Source organism: Microbacterium paulum, from assembly GCF_015707995.1.
In the GTDB taxonomy this organism is placed as follows: domain Bacteria; phylum Actinomycetota; class Actinomycetes; order Actinomycetales; family Microbacteriaceae; genus Microbacterium; species Microbacterium paulum.
In genome coordinates this window covers 1-23,468 of the sequence record NZ_JAAGRY010000003.1, presented here as the reverse complement: position 1 = coordinate 23,468, position 23,468 = coordinate 1, and the positions used below count along the sequence as shown (strand labels likewise).

General features: G+C 71.9%; 22 protein-coding genes. 9 read left to right on the top strand and 13 right to left on the bottom strand.

All coding sequences use genetic code 11. The features are described 5' to 3' along the window. Nucleotides 1-9: 9 nt before the first annotated feature. The gene (ku, locus tag G3N18_RS01365; RefSeq protein ID WP_196382527.1) at nucleotides 10-927 is read right to left on the bottom strand and encodes a non-homologous end joining protein Ku; all 918 of its coding nucleotides are present in this window, start codon (nucleotides 925-927) and stop codon (nucleotides 10-12) included. Between the two features lie 95 nt (nucleotides 928-1,022). Between ku and G3N18_RS01360 the strand changes: the two genes are divergently transcribed. Further along, on the top strand, nucleotides 1,023-3,539 hold the full coding sequence (locus G3N18_RS01360) for an ATP-dependent DNA ligase (RefSeq protein ID WP_196382526.1): 2,517 nt from the start codon (nucleotides 1,023-1,025) through the stop codon (nucleotides 3,537-3,539). Here the strand turns inward: G3N18_RS01360 and G3N18_RS01355 are convergent. From G3N18_RS01355 to murI, 5 genes are all read right to left on the bottom strand, one after another. Next, complete coding sequence (locus G3N18_RS01355) at nucleotides 3,513-4,415, bottom strand: spermidine/putrescine ABC transporter permease (protein WP_196382525.1); 903 nt, start codon at nucleotides 4,413-4,415, stop codon at nucleotides 3,513-3,515. The genes G3N18_RS01360 and G3N18_RS01355 overlap by 27 nt on opposite strands. Before the next feature lie 34 nt (nucleotides 4,416-4,449). Continuing rightward, nucleotides 4,450-5,364 (bottom strand): cation diffusion facilitator family transporter, encoded by a 915-nt coding sequence (locus G3N18_RS01350; RefSeq protein ID WP_196382524.1) that lies wholly within the window; start codon nucleotides 5,362-5,364, stop codon nucleotides 4,450-4,452. Nucleotides 5,365-5,513: 149 nt separating this feature from the next. Further along, the gene (rdgB, locus tag G3N18_RS01345; RefSeq protein ID WP_196382523.1) at nucleotides 5,514-6,128 is read right to left on the bottom strand and encodes an RdgB/HAM1 family non-canonical purine NTP pyrophosphatase; all 615 of its coding nucleotides are present in this window, start codon (nucleotides 6,126-6,128) and stop codon (nucleotides 5,514-5,516) included. 3 nt (nucleotides 6,129-6,131) lie between these two features. Continuing rightward, nucleotides 6,132-6,881, bottom strand: a complete 750-nt coding sequence (gene rph, locus G3N18_RS01340) for a ribonuclease PH (RefSeq protein WP_196382522.1) — start codon at nucleotides 6,879-6,881, stop codon at nucleotides 6,132-6,134. After that, the gene (gene murI / locus G3N18_RS01335; RefSeq protein ID WP_196382521.1) at nucleotides 6,878-7,705 is read right to left on the bottom strand and encodes a glutamate racemase; all 828 of its coding nucleotides are present in this window, start codon (nucleotides 7,703-7,705) and stop codon (nucleotides 6,878-6,880) included. The genes rph and murI overlap by 4 nt, the downstream gene beginning before the upstream one ends. Nucleotides 7,706-7,743: 38 nt before the next feature. Here murI and G3N18_RS01330 point away from each other — a divergent pair, with 38 nt between their 5' ends. After that, complete coding sequence (locus G3N18_RS01330) at nucleotides 7,744-9,060, top strand: nicotinate phosphoribosyltransferase (RefSeq protein WP_196382520.1); 1,317 nt, start codon at nucleotides 7,744-7,746, stop codon at nucleotides 9,058-9,060. A 3-nt stretch (nucleotides 9,061-9,063) separates the two neighbouring features. On the opposite strand, the gene G3N18_RS01325 is transcribed toward G3N18_RS01330, so the two are convergent. From G3N18_RS01325 to G3N18_RS15955, 3 genes are read right to left on the bottom strand one after another with little or no spacing between them, the layout of a single operon-like run. After that, nucleotides 9,064-9,336: a DUF3039 domain-containing protein gene (locus tag G3N18_RS01325; RefSeq protein ID WP_196382519.1), complete on the bottom strand. Its 273-nt coding sequence runs from the start codon at nucleotides 9,334-9,336 to the stop codon at nucleotides 9,064-9,066. A 39-nt stretch (nucleotides 9,337-9,375) separates the two neighbouring features. Then, nucleotides 9,376-10,932: a hypothetical protein gene (locus tag G3N18_RS01320; RefSeq protein WP_196382518.1), complete on the bottom strand. Its 1,557-nt coding sequence runs from the start codon at nucleotides 10,930-10,932 to the stop codon at nucleotides 9,376-9,378. Further along, nucleotides 10,908-12,440: an ATP-binding cassette domain-containing protein gene (locus G3N18_RS15955; protein WP_338038138.1), complete on the bottom strand. Its 1,533-nt coding sequence runs from the start codon at nucleotides 12,438-12,440 to the stop codon at nucleotides 10,908-10,910. Before G3N18_RS15955 ends, G3N18_RS01320 begins: the two co-directional genes overlap by 25 nt. Before the next feature lie 197 nt (nucleotides 12,441-12,637). Between G3N18_RS15955 and G3N18_RS01310 the strand changes: the two genes are divergently transcribed. The 6 genes from G3N18_RS01310 (at nucleotide 12,638) to G3N18_RS01285 (ending at nucleotide 16,735) form a co-directional block, all read left to right on the top strand. Then, complete coding sequence (locus G3N18_RS01310) at nucleotides 12,638-13,330, top strand: phosphocholine cytidylyltransferase family protein (protein ID WP_196382517.1); 693 nt, start codon at nucleotides 12,638-12,640, stop codon at nucleotides 13,328-13,330. Between the two features lie 52 nt (nucleotides 13,331-13,382). Further along, the gene (locus tag G3N18_RS01305; protein WP_196382516.1) at nucleotides 13,383-14,378 is read left to right on the top strand and encodes a hypothetical protein; all 996 of its coding nucleotides are present in this window, start codon (nucleotides 13,383-13,385) and stop codon (nucleotides 14,376-14,378) included. A 108-nt stretch (nucleotides 14,379-14,486) separates the two neighbouring features. Beyond that, nucleotides 14,487-14,771 (top strand): hypothetical protein, encoded by a 285-nt coding sequence (locus G3N18_RS01300; RefSeq protein ID WP_196382515.1) that lies wholly within the window; start codon nucleotides 14,487-14,489, stop codon nucleotides 14,769-14,771. A gap of 45 nt (nucleotides 14,772-14,816) precedes the next feature. Then, complete coding sequence (locus G3N18_RS01295) at nucleotides 14,817-15,080, top strand: hypothetical protein (protein ID WP_196382514.1); 264 nt, start codon at nucleotides 14,817-14,819, stop codon at nucleotides 15,078-15,080. Between the two features lie 41 nt (nucleotides 15,081-15,121). Further along, nucleotides 15,122-15,343 carry an SCO4848 family membrane protein gene (locus G3N18_RS01290; RefSeq protein WP_196382513.1) on the top strand — a complete coding sequence of 74 codons (222 nt, stop codon included), beginning with the start codon at nucleotides 15,122-15,124 and terminating at the stop codon, nucleotides 15,341-15,343. A 60-nt stretch (nucleotides 15,344-15,403) separates the two neighbouring features. Beyond that, nucleotides 15,404-16,735: a maltokinase N-terminal cap-like domain-containing protein gene (locus G3N18_RS01285; protein ID WP_196382512.1), complete on the top strand. Its 1,332-nt coding sequence runs from the start codon at nucleotides 15,404-15,406 to the stop codon at nucleotides 16,733-16,735. 40 nt (nucleotides 16,736-16,775) lie between these two features. On the opposite strand, the gene G3N18_RS01280 is transcribed toward G3N18_RS01285, so the two are convergent. Beyond that, entirely contained in the window at nucleotides 16,776-18,056 is a 1,281-nt protein-coding gene (locus tag G3N18_RS01280) for a CDP-glycerol glycerophosphotransferase family protein (protein WP_196382511.1), read from the bottom strand. A gap of 62 nt (nucleotides 18,057-18,118) precedes the next feature. On the opposite strand from G3N18_RS01280, the gene G3N18_RS01275 reads away from it, so the two are divergent. After that, a complete protein-coding gene (locus G3N18_RS01275; RefSeq protein WP_196382510.1) occupies nucleotides 18,119-19,210 on the top strand; it encodes a glycosyltransferase family 2 protein in 1,092 nt (363 codons plus the stop codon). 57 nt (nucleotides 19,211-19,267) lie between these two features. Here the strand turns inward: G3N18_RS01275 and G3N18_RS01270 are convergent, their stop codons facing one another. The 3 genes from G3N18_RS01270 to G3N18_RS01260 all read right to left on the bottom strand — a co-directional run. Then, nucleotides 19,268-20,728 carry a CDP-glycerol glycerophosphotransferase family protein gene (locus G3N18_RS01270; RefSeq protein ID WP_196382509.1) on the bottom strand — a complete coding sequence of 487 codons (1,461 nt, stop codon included), beginning with the start codon at nucleotides 20,726-20,728 and terminating at the stop codon, nucleotides 19,268-19,270. Continuing rightward, nucleotides 20,725-21,981, bottom strand: a complete 1,257-nt coding sequence (locus tag G3N18_RS01265) for a CDP-glycerol glycerophosphotransferase family protein (protein ID WP_196382508.1) — start codon at nucleotides 21,979-21,981, stop codon at nucleotides 20,725-20,727. Before G3N18_RS01265 ends, G3N18_RS01270 begins: the two co-directional genes overlap by 4 nt. 63 nt (nucleotides 21,982-22,044) lie before the next feature. After that, the coding region (locus G3N18_RS01260) for a S1C family serine protease (RefSeq protein ID WP_206692861.1) at nucleotides 22,045-23,468 on the bottom strand (1,424 nt) is incomplete at its 5' end.

Here is a 23,468-nt window from a genome sequence, read left to right as displayed (position 1 = left end):
TCCCCCGAATCAGGACGCCTTCTTCGCCTTCGTGCCGGGCTTCGCACCCTTGGCGGGTCTCGCACCCTTCGCCGTCTTCGACGCGGTGTCGGATGCCTCCGCACCGCGCGCCCCGTCGTCGCCGGCCGACTCGGCGCGCGCGGCACGGCTGCGCTCGACACTGGCCTTGAGGGCCGCCATCAGGTCGATGACCTCGCCCCCGGCATCCTTCTCGGCCTGCTCACCGAAGGTCTCGGCGGTGTCGAGCGCATCGCCCTTCTTGAGCTTCGCGTCGATCAGGGTGCGGAGCTCGTGCTGGTATTCGTCGACGAACTGGTCAGGGTCGAAGTCGCCCGAGAAGCTCTCGACGAGAGATGCCGAGAGTTCCAGCTCTTTCGCCGAGATCTTCACGGGCTCGTCGAGGGCCGGGAAGGCGGGCTCGCGCACCTCGTCGGCCCAGAGGAGCGTCTGCAGCACGAGCACGTCGCCCCGCACGCGCAGCGCCGCGAGCCGCGTCTTCTGCCTGAGCGAGAAGCGCACGATCGCGGTGCGGTCGGTCTGCTCGAGCGTCTGACGCAGCAGCACGTAGGCCTTGGGTGAGGTCGAATCGGGTTCGAGGTAATAGGCCTTGTCGAGCGTGAGCAGGTCGATCTGGTCGCTCGGCACGAACTCGACGACCTCGATCTCGCGCGACCGCTCGGCGGGGAGCGAGGCGATGTCGTCGGCGGTGAGCACGACGGTGCGCTCACCGTCGTCGTAGGCCTTGTCGATGTCGGCGTAGGGCACGACCTCGCCGTCGAGTTCGCAGATCCGCTGGTAGCGGATGCGCCCGCCGTCGGCGGCGTGCACCTGGTGCAGCGGCACGTCGTGGTCTTCGGTGGCCGAATACACCTTGACCGGCACATTCACGAGCCCGAAGGTCAGCGCGCCTTTCCAAATCGTTCGCATCACCCCAGTGAACACCGCGCGCGCCGGTCGGCGCCAGGGCCGGGGCGAGCGGAGGTGCGCGGATGCCGCGGGGTCGCGCCCGCTACCCTGACGACATGCCCACGCGCGGTCAGCTCGTCGAGATCGACGGCCGGCGCCTGCGCCTGACGAACCTCGACAAGGTGCTGTACCCCGCCACCGGCACCACCAAGGGCGAGGTGATCGACTACTACTCGCGGATCGCGCCCGCCCTGCTGCCGCACCTGCGCGGTCGTCCCGTGACCCGGCTGCGGTGGCCCGAAGGCACGGGGCATCCGCCCTTCTTCGCGAAGGATCTCGAGGCGGGCGCCCCCGACTGGCTCGGGCGCCACCCGATCGACCACTCCGGCGGCGCGAAGGACTATCCCGTCGTCGACGACGTGGCGGGGCTGGTGTATCTCGCCCAGGTCGCGAGCCTCGAACTGCACACCCCGCAGTGGCGGTTCGAACCGCCCGCCGGTACGGAGGGCGGTCGAGGAAAGCCCGATCGGCTCGTGCTCGATCTCGACCCCGGTCCCGGCACGGGGCTGGCCGAATGCGCCGAGGTCGCCCGGTGGGCGCGCGAGATCTTGCACGGCGTGGGCATGCAGCCCCTGCCCGTGACGAGCGGGTCGAAAGGCATCCATCTCTATGCGGGCCTCGACGGCACGCGCACGTCGGAGGAGATCTCGGCGTTCGCGCGCGAGCTGGCGCGCGCTCTCGAGGCCGATCACCCCGACCTCGTCGTCAGCGCTATGACGAAAGCGGTGCGCGCGGGCAGGGTGTTCGTCGACTGGAGTCAGAACAACGCCGCGAAGACCACCATCGCCCCCTATTCGCTCCGCGGGCGTGCGGAGCCGACGGTCGCCGCGCCTCGCACCTGGGCCGAACTCGATGCGCCCGAGCTGCGCCAGCTGCGCTTCGACGAGGTACTCGCGCGCGTCGCCGCCGACGGCGACCCGCTCGCCCCCGTCGAACCGGATGCCTCGCACGCGCTCACCTCGTACCTCGCCAAGCGCACGCGCGGCGCGACCCCCGAGCCCTTCCCCACTCCCTCCACTCCCCCCGCTCCCCTCACCTCCCCGAGCCGCTATGTTTCGTCCGAGCCGCTACGCTCCGGCCCGCCAGAACATGGCGGCCCGGACGAAACGTGGCGGTTCGTGATTCAGGAGCACCATGCGCGGCGGCTGCATTACGACCTGCGGCTCGAGCGGGACGGGGTGCTCGTGAGTTGGGCGGTGCCGCGCGGGGTGCCGGACTCCCCCGACCGCAACCACCTCGCGGTCATGACCGAGCCGCATCCGCTCGAGTACCTCGACTTCGCCGGCACCATTCCCGCGGGCCAGTACGGCGCGGGCAGGATGACGGTGTGGGATGCCGGGGTGTACGACACCGAGAAGTGGCGCGACGACGAGGTCATCGTCACCCTGACCGGCCGACCGGGCGGGCCGCTCGGCACCGCGAAACTTGCCCTCATCCGCACCTCGGGCGCCGGCGAGAAGTCGCAGTGGCTGCTGCACCGGATGGCATCGGATGCGTCGCGCCAGCCGGAACCCGCGCAGCGCGCGCCCGAGGCGAAGACCCACCGACCGGATGCCGCGACGAAGGCGACCACCGCGCCGACCTCCCCGAGCGCGGGGGCGGGCGCCACGGGCGACGCGCCGATGCTCGCGACGGCCTCGACACCGGCGCTCGCGGCGGCGGCCGCCGTGCGGTGGGGCGAGCCGTGGGTCGAGTTCAAATGGGATGGCATCCGCGCGATCGGCACGTGGGACGGGAGCCGGCTCACGCTGCGGGCGCGGAGCGGCACCGACATCACCGCCCGCTACCCCGAACTCACCGGTATCGACGCAGGACTCGGTCACGAGCCCGCCGTCGTCGACGGCGAGATCGTGGCACTCGACGCGTCGGATCGGCCGAACTTCACGAGGCTGCAGGCGCGCATGCACCTCACGAAGCCGCGCGAGATCGAGCGCGAGGCATCCCGCACCCCCGTACGCTTGCTGCTCTTCGACGTACTGCGGCTCGGCGACGACGACGTCGCGTCGCGGCCGCTCCGCGAGCGCCGAGCGCTTCTCGAACGCATCACGCGAACCCCCGCACCGGCAGTCGTGCTACCGCCGGTGACCGACGACCTCGATGCGGCCCTCGACGCCGCGCGCGAGCTGTCGCTCGAGGGCGTCGTGCTGAAGAACCCGGCGTCAAGGTATCGGCGCGGCGCACGGTCGGAGGACTGGCTCAAGGTCAAACTCACCCGCACGCACGATGTCGTCATCGGGGGCATCCGGCCCGGCCGTGGTGCGCGTGCCGGGTCGATCGGCTCGCTCCTGCTCGGCATCCCCGCCGCCGACGGCCTGCACTACGTGGGCCGGGTCGGCTCGGGGTTCAGCGACCGCGAGCTCGCCCGCCTCGACGCGCTGCTGCGGCCGCTCCGCACCGACGCCGACCCGTTCCTCGACGTGCCGGCAGCGGATGCCTCGGATGCCCTGTGGCTGCGCCCCGAGGTCGTCGGCGAGGTCGAGTTCGCCGAGTTCACCCCCGGCGGCACGTTGCGCCACGCCCGCTGGCGCGGCGTACGCGCCGACATGTCACCCGCGGACGTCGCCCGGGACTGAGGTCACGGGGAGCTGCGCGCGCGCCGCGGCCCCGACCGTCGGAGTCGGCGTGGCGGTCGGCGAACCGACGAACACCCCGACGACGTCGCCGTCGAGCACGAACTGCAGCGCGGTACCGCCGCCGAATCGATCGCGCAACGGCTGCGGAGAGTCGTCCCCGACGACGAGCTCGGCCGTCGCGGGGAAGCTCCCCGCCCGGCATCCCGTGTAGATGGCCCCCGAGATCGCTCCGTCCGCGCTGAGCTGCTCGTCTGAGAACACGAGAAGGCACTCGCCGTCGCTGCCCTGAGCGAACGGCGCCCACGGGGTCCGCACCACGGTCAGCCCTTCGAACGCGAAGGCGCGCATGGTCTCGCCCCCCACCCCTTGCCTCAGCCGATCGCTCGCCTCGAGCGGATCGTCGAGAGTAGCGACCTGCTGCGCGCCCGAGGCGGTGACCACGGGCGAGATGCGGGCGAGGCCGAACACGAGGCCGCCCACGATGACGGCGACCACGGCAATCGATGCCGCCCACGCCACGGCCCACCGGGCCGCGATCGGGCGCGGCTGCCGAGGCGGGGCAGGCACGGCCTCGGGGCTTGTAGCCGCCGCCGCGGAGCCGGACGCGGCCTGCGCCGGAGAGCTTTCCGGCTCGTCGCCGCTCGTGCCGGCGACACCGAACAGCGACTCCGTCACCGCGTCGACGGACGCGGCATCCGTCCGGCTCGTCTCGGCTGCGGCCGTCCGGCTTGCCCCGTCGGTGGTTGTCTGCCCTTCGCGCGCCGCGATCTCGAGATCACGCAGCCGGGCGAGCGCCTCCGGATCGCCGTCGATGTCGGCGGCGGGGCCGTAGGCGCGGGCCCGCAGCGCCGCGAGCTCATCGTGGGGAGAAGTCATCCCCTGCATCGTCGCACACGCCGAAGCGGTGCCGTCAGTGCGCCTCGGGCTCGCGGTGCCCGACGGGCTCGAACTGGAAGGTCGAGTGCTCGACGTCGAAATGATCGGCGAGACACGACTGCAACTGCGACAGCAGCCGCGCACTCCGGCCCGCGGTGAGCACCTCGGGTTCGACGACGACGTGCGCCGTGAACACGGGCGCGCCGCGGGTGAGCTGCCAGACGTGCACATCGTGCACATCGGCGACCCCGTCGGCGGCGAGGATGTGCTCGCGGATCGTCGCGACATCGGTGCCCTCGGGCGCGCGTTCTCCGAGCACGGCGAAAACCTCGCGCAAGAGCGTGATCGCACGCGGCACGATCATGACGGCGATGAGCAGGGATGCCAGGGCGTCCGCCGGCATCCATCCCGTCACGACGATCACGATCGCGGCGACGATGACGACGGCCGACCCGATGAGGTCGCCGAGCACCTCGAGGTAGGCGCCGCGCACGTTGATCGAAGTGCGCTGGGCGGCCGACAGCAGCCACATCGAGATCGCGTTGGCGACGAGGCCGACGGTGGCGACCACGATCATCAGCCCGCCGGCGACCTCGAGCTCGCTCGGGTGCAGCAGCCGCTGGATCGCCTCGATCGCGATCCACACGCACAGCACGATCAGCAGAACGGCGTTGATCAGGGCGCCGAACACCTCGGCGCGCTGGTAGCCGTAGGTGTTCCGCTCGTTCGCGGGGCGCGCCGCGATGACGCTCGCGATCAGCGCGATGACGAGCGCCGAGGCATCCGCGAACATGTGCGCCGCGTCGGCGAGCAACGCGAGCGATCCGGTGAGGATCGCCCCGACGATCTGCACGATCATGACGATCGAGGTCAGACTCAGCGAGATCGCGAGCAGCCGGTGGTTGGCCTGGCCCCTCACCCCGCTGACGTCGTGCGCGTGATCGTGCATGTGTCGAGGCTATGCCCGCCCGGCCGGCGGCACGCGTGTTCGGGCTACTCGGGAATGATCGTGATTCTCACTCGCCGCGCGGAGCGATCGGGGCACGCGGAGCGATCGGGGCACGCGGGCGATCAGAGCGCCCTGAGCGCGCGTTCTGATCAGAGTGCGCCGAGCAACGGCACCAGCGCCGTGAAGGCGCGGGCGCGGTGGGATGCCTCGTTCTTCTCGGCGGCAGAGAACTCCCCCGCCGTGCGCTGCGCTCCACCGGGCTGGTCGTCGGGGATGAAGATCGGGTCGTAGCCGAACCCCCCGGCTCCGGCTGCGGCGCGGGCGAGGCGGCCCGGCCACACGCCCTCGACGACGTGCTCGACGGCGCCACCGGCCGTGCTCGCGCCCGGGATGACGAGGGCGATCGTCGAGACGAACTGCGCGGTGCGGTGCGGGTCGTCGATGTCGGAGAGCTGATCGAGCAGCAGGTCGAGGTTCGCGACGGCGTCTTTGCGATGGCCCGCCCAGTAGGCGGAGAAGACGCCCGGCGCGCCGCCGAGCACGTCGACGCAGACGCCGGAGTCGTCGGCGAGGGCGGGGAGCCCCGTGTGCGCCGCGGCGGCCCGCGCCTTGATGAGCGCGTTCTCGGCGAAGGTCACGCCGTCTTCGACCGGCTCGGGGCCGTCGTAGCCGATGACGGTGAGGTCGGGGCGCGTCGCAGCGACGATCGCGGCGAACTCTTCGACCTTGTGCGGATTGTGCGTCGCGAGGACGACCTGAGCCATCGCTCAGGCCTCGCGGGTCGCGCCGAGTGCGGCGAGCTGAGCCTCACGCAGGTCGGCGCAGCCGGCGACACCGAGCTCGAGCAGCGCGTCGAGCTCGCGCTTGTCGAACGGCGCTCCCTCGGCCGTGCCCTGCACCTCGACGAACAGGCCCCGGCCGGTGACGACGACGTTCATGTCGGTCTCGGCGCGCACGTCTTCGACGTAGGCGAGGTCGAGCATCGGCTCGCCGTCGATGATGCCGACCGAGACGGCGGAGACCGAGTCGATCAGCGGCTTCGCGTTCTTTCCGACGAGGCCTTTCGCTCGGCCCCACTCGATCGCGTCGGCGAGGGCGACGTACGCACCCGTGATCGCGGCGGTGCGGGTGCCGCCGTCGGCCTGCAGCACGTCGCAGTCGATGACGATCGTGTTCTCGCCGAGCGCCTTCGTGTCGACGACGGCGCGCAGGGCGCGGCCGATCAGGCGGGAGATCTCGTGCGTGCGACCGCCGACCTTGCCCTTGATCGACTCGCGGTCGTTGCGGCTGTTGGTCGCGCGCGGCAGCATCGCGTATTCGGCGGTGACCCACCCCTTGCCCTTGCCGGTCAGCCAGCGCGGCACGCCGCCGGTGAACGAAGCGGTGCAGAGAACCTTGGTGCCGCCGAACGAGATGAGCGCCGACCCTTCGGCGTGCGCGCTCCACCCCCGCTCGATGGTCACGGGGCGCAGCTGGTCGACGGTGCGGCCGTCGGCACGGGTGGTGGGCTCGGTCATGGTGTTCCCTTCGGAAGGTCGATGGCACCGGTCTGCACGAGGCGCACGGCGGAGACGCCGCGACCCATCAGCCGGTCGGCGAGGCGGAGGAAGTCTTCGGCCGAGTCGCCGGTCGCCTCGTAGGTGTGCAAGGCCGTGGCATCCGGCCCGGCGAGCAGCCCGCGTGAGACGAGCTGCCGGTAGACGTCTTTGGCGGTCTCGGTGTCGCTCGAGACGAGCGAGACGCCCTCGCCCATCACGTAGCTGATCGCGCCCTCGAGGAACGGGTAGTGCGTGCAGCCGAGCACGAGCGTGTCGACGCCGGCGTGGCGGAGGGGCGCCAGGTACTCCTCGGCGACGCGCAGCACCTCGGGCGAATCGGTGACGCCCGCCTCGACGAACTCGACGAAGCGCGGGCAGGCCTGGGCGAACACCTCGAGGGTCGCGTCGACGCCGAGCATGTCCTGGTAGACGCCTGATCCGATCGTGCCCTCGGTGCCGATCACGCCGATCCGGCGGTTGCGGGTCGTCGACAGTGCGGTGCGGACGGCCGGGCCGATCACCTCGACCACCGGCACGTCGTAGCGCTCGCGCGCATCGCGGAGCATCGCCGCGGATGCCGTGTTGCAGGCGATCACGAGCATCTTGACGCCCTCGTCGACGAGCGTGTCGAGCACCTCGAGTCCGTAGCGACGCACGTCGGCGATGGGCTTCGGGCCGTACGGGGAATGTGCCGTGTCGCCGATGTAGACGATCGACTCGCGCGGCAGCAGTTGAGACACCGCCCGCGCGACGGTCAGTCCGCCGACCCCGGAGTCGAAGATCCCGATCGGCGCGTCCGTCACGATCGTCCAGCCTACCCGGCCGTCGATAGAGTGACGGCATGTCCACGGCACTGCTGACCGACCGGTACGAGCTGACGATGATCGATGCGGCGCTGCGCGACGGCACGGCGGGCCGCCCCTGCGTGTTCGAGCTGTTCGCCCGGCGCCTGCCCGGCGGGCGGCGGTTCGGGGTGGTCGCGGGCACCGGCCGCCTGCTGCAGGAATTGCGCGACTTCCGCTTCGGCGACGACGAACTGCGCTACCTGCGCGACCACGCGGTCGTCAGCCCCGAGACCGTCGCCTATCTCGAGAACTACAGCTTCACCGGCTCGATCCGCGGCTACCGCGAGGGCGAGCTGTACTTTCCCGGCTCGCCGATCCTGACGATCGAGGGCACCTTCGCCGAGGCGGTCGTGCTCGAGACCCTCGCGCTGTCGATCCTCAACCACGACTCGGCCGTCGCGACCGCCGCAGCGCGCATGAGCATCGCCGCCGGCGACCGCCCGCTCGCCGAGATGGGGTCGCGTCGCGCGGGCGAGCGCTCGGCCGTCGCCGCGGCACGCGCCGCCTACATCGCCGGGTTCGGCGCCACGAGCAACCTCGAGGCGGGGCGCACCTGGGGCATCCCGACGATGGGTACCGCCGCGCACTCGTTCACCCTGCTGCACGACACCGAAGAGCTCGCGTTCCGCAGTCAGATCGATGCTCTGGGTGTCGAAACGACGCTCCTCATCGACACGTACGACATCCGCGAGGGCGTCGCGACCGCGATCCGAGTGGCGGGCACCGGGCTCGGCGGCGTGCGCATCGACTCGGGCGACCTGCCCACGGTCGCCGCCGCCGTGCGCACCCAGCTCGACGAGCTCGGCGCCACGGGCACGAAGATCACCGTGACGAGCGACCTCGACGAGTTCGCCATCGCGGCCCTCGCCGCCTCGCCCGTCGACTCCTACGGCGTCGGCACGTCGGTGGTGACAGGCTCGGGGTCGCCCACCGCGAGCATGGTCTACAAGCTCGTCGCACGCCAAGATGCCGCCGGCGGCTGGGTGGCGGTGGCCAAGGCATCCGCCGACAAGGGCTCGAAGGGGGGCCGCAAGGCCGCGTTCCGCACCCTCAGCCGGGGCACCGCGACGAGCGAGCTGATCGCCGTCTCGGACGGGTTCGAGCAGGTCGAGACGGCGGCAGACCACCCCGACGCGCGTCCGTTGCAGGTGACCTTCGTCGACGAGGGTGAGACGGATGCCTCCTTCGAGGGCCCCGGCGGCGTCGCGCTCGCGCGCGCGCACCACGCCGTCGTACGCGAAGAGCTGCCCATCACGGGTCTCGCGCTCAGCCGCTCCGACCCGGCGCTGCCGACCGTCTACGAAGAGGCGTGAGGCTCAGCCCATCAGGGATTCGTAGATCTCTTTGCAGGTGGGGCAGACGGGGAACTTCTCGGGGTCGCGCCCCGGCGTCCACTTCTTGCCGCAGAGCGCCCGCACCGGCTTGCCGGTGATCGCCGACTCGAGGATCTTGTCCTTCTTGACGTAGTGCGAGAAGCGCTCGTGATCGCCGGGCTCGATGTTCTCTTCGCGCAGCAGCTCTTCGAGCTCACGATCGAGCGTGAGGGTGCCGCCCTGTTCCGGGCCACCGGGTTCGTCGAGGGTGCTCATGGCATTCGAGTCTAGCCGCGGGCCACGACGCGGGGGCGGTCAGGTCGACTCGACGAACTCCATCAATCGGCCGCCCCGACGCTCGAAGACCGCCCCTCCGGCGAACACGCCGATGATGAGCACCACGAGCCCGATCGAGAGGCCCGACCAGAGCGCCGGCCAGGCGTCGGCCGCGTCGATCGCGACGGCGCGCCACGCCCACCACAGCACGGGCGTACTCAGCAGCAGCGCCCCGACGAGCACGACGCCCTGCGACAGTCCGCCGTGGGTGCGCTGCGGCTGCTGGAAGGGACTGTCGCCCGGTCGCGAGACGGCGTAGGGCGACATCACCGACGAGATCGACGACAGCCCGGCGCCGCACAAGAAGAGGCTGGCGCAGGCGCCCACCACGGCGGGCAGGATCGCCCAGCGCCCGTGCAGCGAGACCGACAGCGGCACGACGACGGCGAGCGAGGCGACGCCGATGAGCAGCACCGGCACCAGCCGGCCGATCCGGTCGGAGGCCCCGCGCACCGCGCTCGCGACATGCATCCACAGCGCGGTCGAGTCGTAGGCCAGGTCGTTGTGCACGAGCCAGCCGAAGAACAGGGCCATGAGCGGCGCGGGGACGAGGGAGACGTAGGACGTCGGCACGCCGACGATGAGGAGCGGCACGACGACGAGCACGGCGACGACGGGAACGATCGCGAGGTTGACGACATACCGCGGGTCGCGCAGCCAGTAGATGAGGCTGCGGGCGGCGACGCCGCCGCCGGGCGTGCTGGGCGTGAGTGCGAACCAGCCGAGACCGCCGCGCTCGCGCGTGGCCGTCGGGCGCTCGGCGGTCGTCAGCAGCAAGTGCACGAGCCACACCCACAGGCATCCGAGCCCCAGCACCGTCGCTGCCGCGATCGCGATCGGCAGCGCGACCGCCCCGGTGAGAGAGGCGGCGGGAATCGCCCACGCGGCGCCGAGCGGGGTCACCGCGAGCACATCCACCGCTTCGCGGAGCGCCGAGGGCACCTGCCCGTGCCACTGCAGCGACGCGAAGAACAGGACGACGGGAATGACGAGCACGAGCACCGCGACGAGGAACACGCCGGTCAGCTCGCGCGATCGCCGCCCGGGCAACACGAGGCCCGCGAGGGCGAGCGCGACCTTGGCGACGAGGAGGCAGGTGATCACGCCGAGCACCACGGCGAGCACCGTGAGGGGCACGGATGCCCCGAGCCGGATCCACAGGCGCGCGACCGCGATCCCGACGGCGATGAGCGCCAGAACGGGGACGCTGATGATGCCGGCGGCGAGGGTTGAGAGGGCGACCGAAAACGGTGAGAACCCGAACACCGCGAACCGGCGCGGGTCGAGTTGGTCGTCGATCCCGCCCATGAACGCGGCGACGAACACGCCGAGGGTCAGCGCGGAACCCGCGACGACCGTGACGGCGGCCGACACGTCGACCCCCGCGGCCTGCAGCCGCGAGGTGCCGAGGAACACGCCGACCACCACGAGGATCAGGAGCGCCACGCCGACGAGCACGCGCACCCGGTGGCGGGTGTCGCCGCGCAGCGCGCCGACGAGCAGATCGAGCCTCAGTCGGAGAAGGTGTGCAGCCACTCCAGCCCCTCCGCGTCGCCGAGGCCGCCGGCCAGCTCGATGAAGCGCTGCTCGAGCGTCAGGTCGCCGCGCACCGCGTCGACCGTGCCCTGCGCGAGCACCTGACCGGCCACGATCACCGCGACGCCGCTGCAGACCCGCTCGACGAGCTCCATGCCGTGGCTCGAGAGGATCACGGTGCCACCGTGGTCGACGTACGCCGCGAGGATGTCGAGGATCACCGCCGACGACACCGGGTCGACCGACTCGAACGGCTCGTCGAGCACGAGCACGCGCGGCGAGTGGATCATGGCGCCCGCGAGCATGATCTTCTTCGTCATGCCCGTGGAGTAGTCCGACACCGTGCGCCCCAGCGCGTCGGTGAGGTCGAACGCGCGGGCGAGGTCGGCGGTGCGCGACTCGACGACCGAGGAGCGGAGCCCCCGCAGCACGCCGTAGTAGTGCAGCAGCTGGCGACCGGTGAGCCGGTCGAACGTGCGCAGCCGGTCGGGAAGGATGCCCATCTGCCGCTTCGCGCGCGCCGGAGCGGCGCGGAGGTCGATTCCGGCGACCTCGATCACGCCCTGGTCGGGGCGCAGCAGGCCGGCGATCATCGACAGCGTCGTGGTCTTGCCGGCGCCGTTGGGCCCCACGATGCCGTAGAACGTGCCGGCCGGGACCGTGAGGTCGATCCGGTCGACCGCGCGCGTCTGACCGAACGACTTGGTCACACCGCGCATGCGCAATGCCGCGCCCTGCGCGTCGGGGTCGTCTTCGTCGTCGAGGCGAGCGAATGCCACCGCCTCCGCGACATCGGTCGCGGACCGCTCCGCGTCGATCGCGGCCACCTCGTCGAGGGCGTCGTCGAGCTCGAGCGCCGACAACAGCTCAGGCAGATCGAGGTCCGATGTCTCGGCCTCGAGGTCGCGCTCGGGTTCGGGCTCGGAGGCCGGTTCAGGACCGGACTCGGCCGCCGGCGCGGGCTCAACCTCCGGTTCGGCCTCGAGTTCCGGCTCGTCATCGATCCGCGGCTCGGACTCAGCCTCAGGCTCGGGCTCGGGCTCGGGCTCGGGCTCCGGCTCGGGCTCAGTCTCTGGTTCCGGCTCGGGATCAGGCGTGGCCACAGGATCCGGCTGCGTTGCGACCAGCGGTTCCGCCACGGGGACGGCCGAGGTCGGGGTCTCGGTCGCGTCCTCGGCAACGGCGACGTCCTCCACCTCGACGACCGGCTCGACGCCCACGACAGGCTCGACGAACCGCGCCGCGGCGACGGACGCGGGCACCGAGGGCGGCGGCGGGGGCACGGGCGGCAGGTCGCGCGGGACGGGCGTCGAGGCCGCTCGCCGGGGCGTACGGGGTGCCCTCTTCTTGCTGGTCGCGGTCCGCGGAGTGGGGCTCTTCGCGGGGCGTGCCGGTCGCGCGGCCGGGGCGCCGGCCGCGGCATCCGCAGCACTCAATCGGGGCAGCGGTGGGATCGCTGTTTCCCGCGCACCGGCATCATCGTCGGGGAGCGGGAGCGAGGCTGTCACCCGTCCAACCTAGCAAGCGCACCCGACATGCACCCTGGGTATTCCACAGCGTGACGGCGCCCGCTATTGTCACGAAATGGCAACGGACCGGCCACTTCCTGCCTCCTCCCAGTCGTCTTCGTTACCATGTCGAACGGCACGAAGGAGTGTCCAGCTGTCGAACGGACAGTGAACAGATCCTCCAGGAGTACCCCCTTTTGACTCTTCAGACCGTCATCCTCGCCGCCGGCATGGGCTCGCGCCTCGGGCGCAGCCTGCCCAAGCCACTCACCGAACTCGGCGACGGCCGCACCATCATGGGCCAGCAGCACGATAACATCCGCGCGGCCTTCGGTGACGACGCCCGCATCACCGCGGTCGTCGGCTACCGGGCCGAGACGATCATCGACGCGTTCCCCCACGCCGACTACGTGCACAACGAGCGCTACGACCAGACGAACACGTCGAAGAGCCTCCTGCGCGCGCTCAAGGCGACCGGTCGCGGCGGCGTGCTGTGGATGAACGGCGACGTCGTGTTCGACCCGCGCGTGCTCGGCCGCGCGATCGGCTACATCGAGCGCGACCAGTCGTTCGTCACGGTCAACACCGCCCAGGTCAGCGACGAAGAGGTCAAGTACACCGTCACCGCAGAGGGCTACATCAAGGAACTGTCGAAGACCGTCGTCGGCGGCATCGGCGAGGCCGTGGGCATCAACTACATCTCGAGCCGCGACAAGCGAGCGCTCATCGCGCAGCTCGGCCGCGTCGACGACCAGGACTACTTCGAGCGCGGGCTCGAACTCGCCATCGCCGAGAACGGGCTGCTGCTCGAACCGATGGACATCTCCGACCTGTACGCCGTCGAGGTCGACTTCGCCGAAGACCTCGAGCGCGCCAACCAGTTCGTCTGAACGCGATTCGCACAGCGCCCGTTCAGCGGGCGTCCATAGGATCGGCCCCGTCATGGCCAAGGTCCACCGCATCCATTCGATGACCGACGACGCCCCGTGGGCGGGCGGTCTGCCGCCGCAGGGCTCGCCCGAGCATCCGCGGACGATCCGTGCGCTCGACGGCGTGCTGCGCGTACAGCGCCCCGCAGTCGTCGCGCACCTGCGCAGCATCCGACTGCGTCACCCGAACGCCAGCACCGCCGAGATCGTGCGCATGCTCGAGCGCCGGTACCTCGCCGCCGTCACGACCGGAGGCGCGGCGGTGGGGGCGACCGCCGTCGTGCCGGGCATCACCACGGGCGTCACCCTCGCCCTCTCGGGCGTCGAGACGGTCGTCTTCTTGGATGCCACGGCGCTGTTCGCCCAGTCGCTCGCCGAACTGCACGGCATTCCCGTCGACGATCCCGATCGCGCGCGAGCGCTGGTGCTCACCCTCATGCTCGGCCAGGAGGGCGTCGACCTCGTGGCGCAGCTCACCCGCCAGGCGACCGGGCGCGGCGGAACCCGCACGGCCTATTGGGGCGAGCTCGTCACGAAGTCGCTCCCCCGCGCCGCGGTGGGGCCGCTCGTCGACCGCCTCAAGACCGCGTTCCTGCACCAGTTCGCGGCGAAGGGCAGCGCCTCGGTCATCGGCAAGGCCCTGCCGTTCGGCATCGGTGCCGCCGTCGGGGGCACCGGCAACCACCTCCTCGGCCGGCGGGTGATCGTCGGATCGCGGCGGGCGTTCGGCGCGCCGCCGACGACCTATCCGGTCGAGCTCGAGCCGCGCCCCGGGGCGTCGAGGCTCGAGGCATCCGCCTTCGGCACGGCACGCCGCGCGGGAACCGCGATCGGTGCGGGCGGGCGCCGGGTCGCGGGCGCGGTGGGGTCTGCGGTCGGCGGCGCCGTCGGGGCTGTCGCCTCGGCAGCGCCGGGGCGCCGGCGGCGCGGCAAAGACGACGCGGACGATGCGGATGCCACCGGTGCCGGCGAGGATGCCGCGGTCGACGACGTCGCTTCCGCTCCGTAACCCACCGCCTCCTCCCCCGTACCCAGATTTCGCGGGTTCTCCACAGCCTGGCCGATTCCGGCCCGAATCGGCGCGCGGGCGTCGGGAGTGCTCTCTAACGTCGCGGGCATGCTCCGCACTCTCGACGCCTCCCGATCCCGCCCCTACCGTGTGCCGTGGCAGGTCGATCGCCGCGATGAACGGCACCCGGTGGTGCGCAACGCCAGCGGCGAACCCGCCGACTTCGTGCGGGTCTTCCGGCCCGACGGCAGCGGTGAGCACTGGGGGCAGGTGCTGCCGGGCGAAGAGCTGTCGGTGTGTCTCTGCACCGCCGATCCGGGCCAGTTGCGCGTGACGCTCGCCTGGTATCGCTGGCGCACCGATGACGAGTACTGCTGGGCCTTCACGACGTGATCGGGGGCTCAGCCCACCCCCGCCGTCAAGGCGCACAATGGGGTCATGGGAATCTTCCAGAGCCGCCCCGAAGAGCCGGACGAATGGGCCGGGCTGCCCGCAGAGCCCTGGGAGCCGCGCGTTCCCGGCGAGGTTCTTCCTTCCGCCCCGATCGACTCGCTCGACCCACTCGACCCCGCGGCCCTCGGCTGGGGTGGGGCGCTCGACGCGGCCGCGACGGGCCACGCGTTCGTCGCGGTGCCGATCGAGACCACGGCCCTCGACGCGGGGTTCGCCGACGACGCCGGGTCGGGCGCCGACGCCGGCTGAGCCTGGGACAGGCGGCATGCCGGCGCGGTTAGGCTCGATGCGTGGCCGCGCTCCTGATCACCCTGCTGTTTCTCAACGCCCTCTTCAACGTGGTCGCGTGGCCCCGGTTCTATGGCCGCGTCGCGAAAGACCCGCGCGCACATGATGCCGCCGGGCGGCCCACGCGCTTCCTGATCGTGCACGCCGTACTGATCGGCATCGCGCTGCTGCTCGCGGCGGCGTCGGCGGTCGCCGCGATCGTCGCCCTCGTCGTCGGCGTCTGAGCCGCGAGCGCGCGGATCAGCCCACTCGGCGCGCTCCCCCGACGCACTAGCGTGGAACGCATGGACGCCACCCTCGAGAGCCTTCGACTCTGGCTGCCCCGCCAGCGGTGGTTCGCCGGGTCGACCGTCGCGCCGCGCCTGCGCGTGATCGGGGAGTCCCCCCTTGAGAGCGCCGACCCGCTCGTGCGCGTGCGGGTGTTGGTCGTCGTCGACGACGCTCCGGCGAGGCCCGTCGTCTACCAACTCCCTCTCGTCGAGCGACCGGCCGGCGACACCGACATCCTCCCCGGGCTCATCGCCGTGCGCGACGACGGCTCGGCGCTCATCGACGGACCGCACGACCCCGCGTTCACCGGCGCCTTGCTGCGACACGTCGCGCCGGATGCACCACACCCCACGGCCGAGGTCTTGAGTGGCGAACAGTCGAACACGTCGATCATCTATCGCTTCGCGGACGCACCCGGCCTCACCCCGGTGATCTGCAAAGTGTTCCGGGTGCTGCACGCGGGGCTCAACCCCGACATCGAGCTGCAGAGCGCGTTGGCCGCAGCCGGCTCACCGCACGTGCCGCGGGTCGTCGGCCGCATGGACGGCTCGTGGGGCGATCCCGAAGATGCGACCCTCACCCTGCACGGGTCGCTGGCCTTCGCGCAGGAGTTCTTCCCCGGCGTCGACGACGCCTGGCGCGTGGCGCTCCGCGCGGCGCGCGAGGGCGTCGACTTCGCCGACGCGGCGGATGCCCTCGGTCGCACGACCGCCGAGGCGCACCTCGACCTGGCCCGACTGTTCCCGAACCCCGAAGCGGGCGCCGACGAACGCCGCGCGATCGTCGGGTCGTGGCACCGACGCCTGTCGATCGCGCTCGACGAGGTGCCGCAGCTGGCACCGTTCGCCGCTGACATCCGGTGGCGCTACGCGGCGGCAGAGGCGACCGACTGGCCGCGCCTGCAGCGCATCCACGGCGACTACCACCTCGGGCAGGTGCTGCAGGTGCGGGGACGCGGATGGGTGCTGCTCGACTTCGAGGGCGAGCCGATGCGTCCGATGGGCGAACGCAGCGCACCCGACCTGGCCCTGCGCGACCTCGCCGGCATGCTGCGCTCCTTCGACTACGTCGAAGGATCACTCGCGCTCGCGCGCGCGCAGACATCCGCTCCGGATGCCACCGACCGGCCCGACCCCGACGACGACAGCGCCCGCGCGTGGGCCGCCGCGGCCCGCTCGGCCTTTCTGGGCGGCTATCGCGCCGCGACGGGTGCTTCCCCGCAAGGCGCCCTGCTCGACGCCCTCGAACTCGACAAAGCCGTGTACGAGGCGATCTACGAGGCGCGCCACCGTCCCGACTGGTTGCAGATCCCGCTGTCGGCCGTCGCGCGGCTCTCGGCACGGTGAACCCGCGGGCCGCCCGGCGGCGCTGACCAGCCGCGCGCGGTCACTCGTCGTCGAGCTCGGCCGCCTCCGCGACATCCGCCGACTCGTCGTCCGCACCCGTCGACGCGAGGTGCCAGTACTCCCAGCGCTCCATGAGCACCCGGATCGCCCCTTCGAACCGCGCTGTCGCCGCCCCCGGCGACGTGTCACCGAAATAGCGGCGCACCCACCCGTCGAGGGCGCTGACGGACTCGGGGTCCGACAACAGGCGCGCCGCCTCGTCGACGATCCGCGGCGCCCCATCGGCCGTGAGCCACTCGGCCTGCGAGAGGTACCCGTGCGTGTCGATGAGCGCCTCGGGGTCGACCGGGCGCGTCACCATCAGCGGCTTGTCGGCGGCGAGCCGGTCGTAGACCATCGCCGAGATGTCGACAACGGCGACGTCGGCCGCGGCGAGCTGCCAGCCGAGCTCGGGCCGGGCGTCGTAGACGTGCTGCGCGGTCGGATCGACGGCGTTCGCCGCGGCGATCGCGGCGATGATCCGCTCGTTGGCCGCACCGTACTCGGCGTCGACCACCCCGGAGCGCGGGTGCGGACGATAGATCAGGCGATGCGCGGGCGACGCGAGGATGCTCTGCGCGAGCGCCTCGCCGTGCGTGCGGATCGACCCGTAGTGCGCCGAGGGACGGTCGCCTTCCCAGGTCGGCGCATAGAGCACGACCGTGCGCTCGTCGGGCGTGTAGGGCAGATCGCCCGCGTAGTAATCGGCTTGCGGGCGACCGATCTCGATCGTGCGCTGGTCGATGTCGTAGTCCCACAGCACCCGCGACAACCGCTCACGGGCGGCGTCGCCGGCGACGAGCGCGTAGTCGTAGGCCTTGAACTGGTTGGTGGTCATGTACATCTTGTCGGACTCGCCGTGGTTGATGAACACGTGCCAGCGACGGCCGTACCGGAACATCTGGAAGTTGCGGGTGTTCTGGTTGACGTACAGCACGACGCGGATGTCTTGAGAGGCGACGTAGTCTTCGAGATCGCGCACGGTGGGCACGAACGCGACCGGGAGCGCGTCGTCGGCGAGCAGCGCCTGTGCGCCCGTGGCACTGCGGGAGAGCACGACCACCGGCCACGTGCGGGCGAGGTGCTGCAGCGGGCGGTACCACTGACGGAGCTGGTACATGTTCACTTCGCCGTCGGCGAAGTACACCGCGACGCGGAAGTGCGCGGTGGGTGCGGGTGCGCGCCGGGCCAGACGCGACCGCACGTCGCGGGTCGCCGCGCGAGCGCGCAACGCGCGCCGCACGAGGGCGAGCGCTTTGCCGGCATCCGATATCAGTCCCACCCCACCAGCCTAACGAGGCGCCCCCCGGGGGGCCGATGTGTGCGGCGTGACATGATCGACGGATGCACGTGCACACCCCCGGCCAGCGCGATGCCCCCGTTCCCGCGACCGGTTCGGGGGTCAGCTTCGTCATGCCCGTGCTCAACGAGGAGCGCTATCTCGACACCGCCGTGGCGAGCGTGCTCGCCCAAGAGGTCGACGGCCCGTTCGAACTCATCCTCGCGCTCGGTCCGTCGACCGACGGCACGGATGCCCTCGCGCAGCGCCTCGCCGCGGGCGACGAGCGGATCCGTCTGATCTCGAACCCCGCCGCCGACATCCCGGTCGGCCTCAACCGCGCGATCGCGGCGTCGGTCTATCCGACGATCGTGCGGGTCGATGCGCACTCCGCGCTCGAACCGGGCTACACCCGCCGTGCGATGGCGACCCTGGCGCGGATGCGCGCGGCGAACGTCGGCGGGGTGATGCGCGCCGAGGGCCGCACGCCGTTCCAGCGCGCCGTGGCGCACGCGTACAACTCGCGCATCGGTCTCGGGGGCGGCGCGTACCACTCCGGCGGAGCGGACGGCCCCGCCGAATCGGCCTACCTGGGCGTCATGCGCCGCGCGGTGCTCGACGAGGTGGGCGGCTTCGACGAGACGATCCGTCGCGGCGAGGACTGGGAGCTGAACCTGCGCATCCGCCGCGCCGGCTACCGCGTGTGGTTCGATCCCGACCTGGCGGTCGCGTATTGGCCGCGCGAGCGGTGGAGCCGGCTCGTGCGGCAGTTCCGCTCGACCGGCACGTGGCGCGGTGAGCTCGTGCGCCGTTACGGGCGCCGCAACTCGCTGCGCTTCTTCGCGCCTCCGGCACTGCTCGTGGTCACAGCCCTCGCGCTCGTCGTCGCGATCGCACAGCTGACCGGCCTGCTGCACGGCGTCTGGTCGGTCATCGCTTCGCTCGTCTACGTGCCGCTGGTCGCCTACCTGCTCGTCGTCATCGGCTATGCCGGCAGCCGGCGCGCGGGCCCGGGCCTTCGCGAACGCCTGTGGGCGCTCGTCGTGATCCCCTCGATGCACCTCGCTTGGGGCGCGGGCTTTCTCGGCGGTGCCGCGCGCGGCGCGCGCGAGAACGTCGACACCTCGCGACTGCGCCGCAACACGCCGCTCCCCTGATTCCGCCGTGCGCCGACCGCTCCGTTGTGCTGACGGTCAGCGGGCGTCCGGGTCGGGTCAGCGGTCGACGAAGCCCTGGTCGAGGATGCGTGCGACGACCCGCTCGGCAGCGTGTCCGTCGTCGCGCAGGTTGAACCGGGCGCGCCAGTCGGCGTAGCGGTCGACGTACGCCGCCGGGATGCCGTCGCTCGCGAGGGCCTCGGTGAGTTCGGCCTGCGTCGTCGTGAGCGGGCCGGGTGCGTGCGCCACGAGGTCGAAGTAGAACCCGCGCAGCTGCTCGCGATAGTGCGCGAGGTCGGGGGCGAAGAAGAAGATCGGCTTGCCGGTCGCGGTGAAATCGAACATCACCGACGAGTAGTCGGTGACCAAGGCATCAGCCACGACGAGCAGGTCGGACATGTCGGGGTACGCGGTCACGTCGAGCACCCGGGCGCCATGCGCGTCGCGCCCGGGAAGGATCGTGCGGGAGTGGCCCCGCACGAGCACGATCGCGCCGGTGTCGGCGGCGAGCCGGGCCGGATCGAGGTCGTCGATCATCTCGTCGCGATCGTCGCGCCACGTGGGCGCGTAGAGCACGACGCGTTCGTCGGCGCCGATGCCGAGAGCCGCGCGGGTCGCCGTTCCCCCGTCCGCGCCCTTCAGTACGTCGTTCCGCGGATAGCCCTCGACCCATACCGGGCGCCGCAGGAACGCGTAGGCCTTGCGCATGATCCGCTCACCGTACGGGTTCTGTGCCAGCAGAACGTCCCAGCGCCGGCTCTCGCGCAGCACCGCGAGGGCCCGCCGGGGGTCGAAGCCCGGCCGGTGCAGCGCCAGTCGCTTGAGCGGAGTGCCGTGCCAGGTCTGCAGCACGACCTGCCCGGGCCGGCGCTCGTATCGCCGACGCAACCAGTCGTTGACGACGAGCAGGCGCGCCTCGCCACGCGCGCGCCACCACTGCGGGCTGCCCTCGACGACCGGAACGGCCCCGTCGGGCACCTCGACCGAGAGGTCGACGACGCTCCAGTACCGTGTGACGCCGGGCGCCACACGCGCGAGTTCACGGTCGATGGCACGCGGATTGCAGCTCGCGTTGCGCCCGTAGAAGCTCTCGAAGAAGACCGCGTTCTCGAGCCCGCCCGGGCGGTTCGCGTAGCGCCGTTCGAGCGCCGCCTGGCCCTCGCCCGACTCGTAGGCGGGATCGATGGGCGGGGCGACGTGCAGCACACCGTCATCGAGTCGCACGCGCAGCGTCGGGGTCATCGTCTCGTCGATCGTCGCGTCGACCGGCACCGGCTCGCCGTCGGCGGCGGTGACGCGGACGACGTAGTCGCCGCTCGGCAGCGGAAGGAGCGGCCCGCTCCAGCGTGACGCCGCGAGGGGCAACCGCGCCGTCCACGTCACCCCGCGACCGGTGAGCGATCCGTCGACACGGGCGCGCCGGCCGTCGAGCACCGCAGCCTGCGGACGCGCGCCCGACCCCGAGAGCACGAGTGCGGGGGTGGCGCCGGAGTCGTCGATGCGGGCTGTCGCGGTCATGAGACCCTCTCGGTGAATGTCACGAGCTGCCGGATCGCCCGGTACACCCGTTCGGTGTTGCGCCCGTCGCGGAACGCGTGCACGCGCGCGCTGAGGGCGTCGCCGCGCCGCACGCGCTCGGCGCGCACCGACGGGTCGGTGAGGAGCGCCCGCAGCTGCGCGAGAATCGTCGCCCAGTCGGATGCCGCATCGTCACCCGCCACGTCGGCGTAGGTGCCGTAGAAGCCGCGCGAGCGTTCGTAGGCGGCGAGGTCGGGGGCGTGGAAGAGCGTGGGCACGCCGGCGAGGGCCGCGTCGAAGGCGAGCGAAGAGTAGTCGGTGACGAGCGCGTCGATACCCGGGAGGAGCGGCGTGATGTCGGCCACGACCTCGCTGCCGAAGCCGTGCACCCGGGGCCCCTCGAGCGCGCCGCCGCCCCCACCGAGGTGGTGCGAGCGCACCAGCAGCAGCGCGCCCGTCTGGGCCAGCAGCGTCTGCAGGCCCGCCAACTCGACGCCGTTCGGCGGTGCGGGATCGGGCGCCCCGTCGCGCCACGTCGGGGCGTACAGCACGACCGGAGCGTCACCGCCGACGCCCGAGGCATCGCCGAGCAGGGCCCCCAGGCGCGCGCGGGCCGCCAGGCGCCGCTCCGCCGCGGTGCCCTGCGAGAGGGTGTCGGTGCGGGGCTCGCCCGTCACCGGCACGCGGCGCGTGTCGAGTCCGAACGCCGACTCGAGGCGCCCCCGCACGAGTTCCGACGCGGCCGGCAGCACCCTGATGCGGTGCTGCGTGCGCCGGTACAGCGCGCCCAGCACGCGTGCGGCGGCACCCCGCGCGATCGGCAGCGGGCTCGCGGTCGTGACCGCGGCATCCAGCCCGATCCGTTTCAGCGGGATGCCGTGCCAGAGCTGCACGATCACCCCGCCGGTCGCCGCGTAGCGGTTGACGTCGCCGAAGCCGTGCGAGATCACGATCACCCGCGCGCGGGCCGTCGCCCAGAACCCTCGCAGGGACTGCTTGGCGACGGAATGGATGCCGAGGCGGCGCGCCTCGGCGCCCTCGTCCGCCGATCCGGTGAGCCAGAGCGTGCGCTCGCCGCGGTCCGCCGCGAAGCGCTGCAGGGCGAGCCCGCCGTCGGCGACCCCCACGGCCGAGCCGAACACCCAGACGTCGCTCGTACGCGGGATCACGAGGGTCGCCGCGCGCCCCAGTGCGTAGAGCGGGATGCGCAGGATCTTTCCGGCGTTGCCGGCGCCGAACGAGAAAGACGCCACCGTGCGAGCCTATCGCGCGGTGACGTCTGTTCTCCGGTGCCCGTGCGGGCACCGCTCTCTGCCTTACTGTGTCAGCGTGCCGAGGGTGACCTCCGCCGAGACCGTCTTGCCGTCGCGGACGTAGACGATCGGCGCGGTGCTGCCACCGGCGAGGGCCCGCACCTGCGCGGTCAGGTCGGTGGCGTTGGTGATCGGGAACCCGTTGAACGAGGTGACGATGTCGCCCTTCTTCAGGCCCGCGGAGGCTGCAGCACCGCCAGGGGTGACGTCGATGATGTACGCGCCCACCATCGTGGCGTTCTCCTGCGCGGCCGCGTCGCCGACCATGGCACCCAGCAGACCGTGCGTGGCCTTGCCGTCGCTGATGATCTCGTCGGTCACGCGCTTGACGATGTCGGACGGGATCGAGAATCCCACGCCGATCGAGCCGGCCTGACCGGACGAGTTGGACCCGCCCGTCGACGCGATCGCGACATTGATGCCGATGAGCTTGCCGTCGCCGTTCACGAGCGCGCCGCCGGAGTTTCCCGGGTTGATGGCGGCGTCGGTCTGGATCACCACGATCGAGATGGATCCGTTCGCCGACTGCTGCTGGCCCTGACCGAAGTCGAACTGGAACGGCGACTCGCCTTGGCCCTGCTCCTGCGGGTCGCCCTCGGGAGCGGCCGACGAGGCGATCTGGATCGAGCGGTTCAGTGCGCTGACGATGCCGGTCGTGACGGTGTTCGACAGCCCGAGCGGTGCGCCGTCGGCGACCGTCGGGTCGCCCACGTTGAGCTTGCTCGAGGCGGCGAACTCGATCGGGGTCAGGCCCGATGCGTCCGTCAGCTTGATGACGGCGAGGTCGTACGTCGGGTCGGTGCCGACGATCGTGGCGGCGTAGACCTTGCCGTCGGAGGTCGTCACGCGCAGCGTGGCATCCGCCGTCTCGCCGTCGAGCGTGACGACGTGCGTGTTGGTGACGACGTAGCCGTCGGCGGTGAGCACGACGCCCGAACCCGTGCCGCCCGACGACCCCGATGTGACCGAGATGGTGACGCCGGAGGGCACCACCTTCGCGGCGATGGCGGTGGTCTGGTTGACCGACTCGGTGTTGTTGACGATCGACGGGCCCGTCGTCACGACGGTCTGCGACTGCGGGAAGAACGACGCGCCGGCCGCGGCAGTGCCGATGCCCGCAGCGCCGCCGACGAGGGCCGCGGCGACCATGATGCCGACGACCTTTCCCGCACCGATCTGGCCCGAGGACTGTCCGGGCGCGGAGCCCTGGTTCCCGCCCTCCGTGTGGGCCTGCGGGGTGGACGGTCCCTGCGCGCCGGGGTGCCCCGGGTGACCCGCGTGCGCGGGGTGGGTGCCGTACGGGGTCGTGGACGCAGCGTGCGCGGATGCCTCGGCGTACGACGGCACGCGCGGCGCCGTGTACGGGGGCTGCGCGGCGTACGCACCGTCGCCCTGCGACGCGTGCGGGGCCCCGGCGCTCGGCGCGG

Coding starts and splice junctions, on each gene's coding strand:
- G3N18_RS01275 (WP_196382510.1), top strand. CDS start 18,119: ATGCACGTGCACACCCCCGGCCAGCGCGATGCCCCCGTTCCCGCGACC.
- G3N18_RS01295 (WP_196382514.1), top strand. CDS start 14,817: ATGGGAATCTTCCAGAGCCGCCCCGAAGAGCCGGACGAATGGGCCGGG.
- G3N18_RS01350 (WP_196382524.1), bottom strand. CDS start 5,364: ATGCACGATCACGCGCACGACGTCAGCGGGGTGAGGGGCCAGGCCAAC.
- G3N18_RS01305 (WP_196382516.1), top strand. CDS start 13,383: ATGGCCAAGGTCCACCGCATCCATTCGATGACCGACGACGCCCCGTGG.
- G3N18_RS01300 (WP_196382515.1), top strand. CDS start 14,487: ATGCTCCGCACTCTCGACGCCTCCCGATCCCGCCCCTACCGTGTGCCG.
- G3N18_RS01355 (WP_196382525.1), bottom strand. CDS start 4,415: ATGACTTCTCCCCACGATGAGCTCGCGGCGCTGCGGGCCCGCGCCTAC.
- G3N18_RS01270 (WP_196382509.1), bottom strand. CDS start 20,728: ATGACCGCGACAGCCCGCATCGACGACTCCGGCGCCACCCCCGCACTC.
- G3N18_RS01330 (WP_196382520.1), top strand. CDS start 7,744: ATGTCCACGGCACTGCTGACCGACCGGTACGAGCTGACGATGATCGAT.
- rph (WP_196382522.1), bottom strand. CDS start 6,881: ATGACCGAGCCCACCACCCGTGCCGACGGCCGCACCGTCGACCAGCTG.
- G3N18_RS01285 (WP_196382512.1), top strand. CDS start 15,404: ATGGACGCCACCCTCGAGAGCCTTCGACTCTGGCTGCCCCGCCAGCGG.
- ku (WP_196382527.1), bottom strand. CDS start 927: ATGCGAACGATTTGGAAAGGCGCGCTGACCTTCGGGCTCGTGAATGTG.
- G3N18_RS01325 (WP_196382519.1), bottom strand. CDS start 9,336: ATGAGCACCCTCGACGAACCCGGTGGCCCGGAACAGGGCGGCACCCTC.
- G3N18_RS01360 (WP_196382526.1), top strand. CDS start 1,023: ATGCCCACGCGCGGTCAGCTCGTCGAGATCGACGGCCGGCGCCTGCGC.
- rdgB (WP_196382523.1), bottom strand. CDS start 6,128: ATGGCTCAGGTCGTCCTCGCGACGCACAATCCGCACAAGGTCGAAGAG.